Source organism: Methylobacterium sp. WL7, from assembly GCF_008040085.1.
GTDB classification, from domain to species: Bacteria; Pseudomonadota; Alphaproteobacteria; order Rhizobiales; family Beijerinckiaceae; genus Methylobacterium; species Methylobacterium mesophilicum.
Window position 1 is genome coordinate 1 of record NZ_VRVG01000241.1, and the last position, 3,786, is coordinate 3,786.

General features: G+C 61.5%; 3 protein-coding genes and 2 pseudogenes. 3 read left to right on the top strand and 2 right to left on the bottom strand.

Going from position 1 to position 3,786, the window contains the following annotated elements; genetic code table 11:
* Both FV233_RS30960 and FV233_RS28630 read left to right on the top strand, forming a co-directional pair.
* A pseudogene (locus FV233_RS30960) lies at positions 1-249 on the top strand (hypothetical protein); the annotation flags it as partial.
* A gap of 48 nt (positions 250-297) precedes the next feature.
* Positions 298-981, top strand: a complete 684-nt coding sequence (locus FV233_RS28630) for a recombinase family protein (RefSeq protein ID WP_147899549.1) — start codon at positions 298-300, stop codon at positions 979-981.
* Between the two features lie 186 nt (positions 982-1,167).
* On the opposite strand, the pseudogene FV233_RS31450 reads toward FV233_RS28630, so the two are convergent.
* Positions 1,168-1,639, bottom strand: a pseudogene (locus FV233_RS31450) (hypothetical protein).
* 765 nt (positions 1,640-2,404) lie between these two features.
* The gene (locus FV233_RS28640; protein WP_246690126.1) at positions 2,405-2,659 is read right to left on the bottom strand and encodes a hypothetical protein; all 255 of its coding nucleotides are present in this window, start codon (positions 2,657-2,659) and stop codon (positions 2,405-2,407) included.
* Between the two features lie 750 nt (positions 2,660-3,409).
* On the opposite strand from FV233_RS28640, the gene FV233_RS28645 reads away from it, so the two are divergent.
* Positions 3,410-3,786: response regulator (locus tag FV233_RS28645; RefSeq protein ID WP_147899550.1), on the top strand; the 377-nt coding region annotated here is incomplete at its 3' end.

Consider the following 3,786-nt stretch of genomic DNA (forward strand, 5'->3'; position numbering starts at 1 on the left):
GTACTGCGCCAGCGTCTCGAAGCCGATCCCGCATTGGCCAACCCAACCTACAGACCGCCCAGTTCTACTATCATCAAACGCGCCCTCTGCGTCGTTGCAGATGCCAAGGAGGTCTCGCATCCAGACAGTTATTTGCGCTGGCCAGGACTCGATACCACTGCGCTCGGCGGGGGGGCCGCGCACCTATCGACAGGCGGTGCCGAATTAAGCCGGTACCGCGCAAAAATCAGCTTGCGCGAGCTTGCGTAACGTTTCTATACGCATGTATAGAAGAGTTACGCAAGCTCGAGATGCCCCATGTCGGACACCGATCGCCCCCTGGTCGCCTACCTTCGGGTCTCGACCGATCGCCAGGGCAAGAGCGGTCTCGGCCTGGAGGCACAGCGCGCCGCGGTGGCGGCCTTCGCTGCGGCCGGCGGCTTTACGATCGTCGGCGAGCATATCGAGATTGAGACCGGCAAGGGAAGCGACGCCCTCGACCGTCGGCCCGAGCTGGCAACGGCGCTGGCCGCGGCCCGCCGGCTGAAATGCGCCGTCGTCGTCGCCAAGCTCGACCGCCTGTCCCGCGATGTGGCGTTTATCGCCGGGCTGATGGCGCAGCGGGTGCCGTTCCTGGTTGCCGAGCTCGGTGAGGGCGTGGACCCCTTCGTCCTGCATCTGTACGCCGCGCTGGCCGAGAAAGAGCGGGCCATGATTTCCGCCCGGACCAAGGCCGCGCTGGCGGCCAAGAAAGCGCAAGGCGTGCAGCTCGGCAACCGCACCAATCTCGCTGCGGCCGCCGCCAAGGGCCGAGAGGTTCGGAAGGACAAGGCCGATGCCTTCGTGGCCAACCTTCTACCGGTCATCGCCAGCATACAGGCGGCCGGCGTGTCGTCCCTGCGAGCTATCGCTGTCGAGTTAAATGCCCGCCGGATCGAGACGCCACGCAAAGGGGAATGGTCGGCCATGCAGGTCAAGCGAGTGCTGGACCGGGCGGTCTGAAATCAGGGTTGGCCCCCTGCCGAATTCCAGGCGGAACGTCGATTTAGCCCCCCACGGGGGCCGATGGGACCCAGGCCCGCCATTCCAACGGTGGTCACGCGACACGTACCCGCCAACTCGGCTGAGTACCCCCACCCCGGGGCCTTTTCTCAAATGGGCGACCGCGGAAAAATTCAGGGGCGATTTTTACCGGTGAACCCAATAAGCCACGGCACAGACTGAGGGTCCGATGCAGGATGGACCGTCGAATAGGTCACCCAGTGCCTTCCGTCGGAACAGGGTACGCCACCGCGGACGCCAGTGCTCTGGCCGATCGTGGATCATGTGGCACCGCTGGCAGAAGGCAGCGAGGTTGGCCGACACGTTGTTGGCCGTGTCGTGATCCCGGTGCGCGGCGGCTAGGACCACGTGGGTGGTGCGCACGATCGCCAGCACATTGATGGCACCGGGAGCGAGGCGCACCCGGCGCACTCGCCCCTCGTGCCACGTAGCTGCTTGGGCACCCCACCAGCGGCCGTCACCGAAATGGTAGACCAATTTGGCCGTGCGGCCGCCCGCAGCTCTCACAGCGGCCGCCAACGCGCCGGAAGCGCACCAGAGCCGATAACTGCGGCCAGTCGATGGGATAGAAGAAACGGTGCTCGCGCCGGATCGGCATTGAAGGGGATGGTCTAATCACTCGGCGCGCAAGCGCTTACCCGCAAAGCCTAGTACATGATCCCAACGTTATCACGTTGTTAACTACATGCATTAATAACACCTTAAGATCTGATCTGCCGGGGGCCTGCCATGCTGGATACAGTGTTCTGGATCGCGGTGTTCGTCGCAATCGCATGCGGCATCCTGATAATCAGCATGGGTCTCTATGATGAATGGTCAGACGAAGCTCGGCATTCCCAATCTGGAACTGACGAGTTACCGGCTGCGTAACACGGCAGGGAGCTCTACTTTTGCCCTACACACCTGAGTAAGTTCCCCTGTAAATGATCCATCAAATTTGACCATTCATATCCGAATGTAGCACTCGATGGTCAGGGCATCCCAATACTAGAGTCGAAAACTGTATACGGCTCCTCGAATGGTCAAGTTTCGACCACAATTCGGGCCTGCCTTAGCAGAGCAGCAAGGGAGGGGGTGCCCATGACGATCCTAGACCCGACCACCGGCAAGCTTGTGACCATCGCAGTGCCGCAGCCGCGCCCGCAGATCGCTCCGCGCAGATGAACAGCACCATGGCCGATGTGATCGATAGGAAGGCTTGGCAGCCAAGGCGAAAGCCAAATCCAGTTCGGACGATACCAGCCGGCCTGCTGCTGTTCGGTGTAGGCCCAAGCTCTGCCACGGACAGCAAACTGACCGCCGCCGAACTGATCGCCACGGCTCGCGCTGCTCGCGAAGCCACCGAAAGCCGGCCGGATCAACCTTAGTCGCGCAGCGCCTTCCGTAACTCAGGCAAAGCCGCGATCCGAACCGCTATGCGCCGCGCCTCGCTACGTGACATGCGGTCGATGCCGGCTTGCTGCTGCGCATAATCGGCGAAGTAGACGTAGGCCACGGGGAAGCCGTTGGCGTCTTGGATGCAATAGGCGTCCTCAAACTCGACGGCCTGCCACGGAGCCGGAAAATGGTGGGCGGGTGGCTCATTCATGCGACCGCCCTGCCCCGCATCCTTGCTCATTGGCGCCCCAGCGCCTCACGAAGCAAGGCTGCCCGGCGCTGCCGCATGCGCGCATTGTTGATCAACGTCACCACGGACGCGCTCAGGCCAACCAATGCAGCAGGCGTCAAAAGGAATGCCGCGGTGATCATTCTGCCCCAGACCCGCTGACGGCACCGGCTGCGGCGGCCCTTAGGGCGGCTGCCAGCGCGCCAAGGAAGGCGGCTTCGATCATCGTGTAAGCCCAGACGCATCTTGGCCGACAGCGGGCCCAGGCCCGTGCGCCAGAGGTGACAGCCTAGTCTAAGGACCAGTGGTTGACGTATTGTTAACCATGATTGAAAGGGAGGCGCCGCCAGAGTTTGACATCCGCTAGGACGCAAAGCTGACGGTTCAGCACTTCGGCGTCCATTACGGCTACACGCCGCTGCCCGGAGCGACCCAGTAGCAAGGCCCTGCCTCAAGGCGCACACGTACCAGCCTCAAAATTCACCCTCTGGCGGCCTTCGGCGGCTTGGCAAGTGCTGGATGGCCAAATTTAAGCCTTGGCCGTCCTGGGCCTTCTCAAGCGATTTGAGGGCAATACAGTAATTTCCACATCGGGGCGTCTAGCACACTTCAGCAACGGCGTGCTGTGGCTCGTCAGCCTTGAGCTGACACCCGATGAATGGGCGGGGCCCCGTTTGTCACCAAGCACTGAACGGTAAAGACGCCCGTTAACGTTTCGGTATTTTTACGGAAGTATGAGGGCTTATAGTTCGAGGTGATGTCATGCGCGTTCTGCTGATCGAAGATGATGCCACCGTCGCGCAAAGCATTGAGCTAATGCTAAAGTCCGAGAGCTTCGTCACCTATGCAACTGATCTGGGTGAGGAAGGTGTCGACCTCGGCAAGCTCTACGATTACGACATAATCCTCCTCGATTTGAACCTGCCCGACATGTCGGGATACGAGGTACTTCGCAACCTCCGTGTGGCCAAAATTCAGACCCCCATCCTCGTCCTTTCCGGCATGGCCAGCATCGAGGATAAGGTGAAGGGTCTAGGCTTCGGGGCCGATGACTACCTCACCAAGCCATTCCACAAGGACGAGCTGGTCGCCCGCATCCACGCCATCGTGCGCCGCTCGAAGGGCCACGCCCAGTCGGT

Coding starts and splice junctions, on each gene's coding strand:
- FV233_RS28630 (WP_147899549.1), top strand. CDS start 298: ATGTCGGACACCGATCGCCCCCTGGTCGCCTACCTTCGGGTCTCGACC.
- FV233_RS28640 (WP_246690126.1), bottom strand. CDS start 2,659: ATGAGCAAGGATGCGGGGCAGGGCGGTCGCATGAATGAGCCACCCGCC.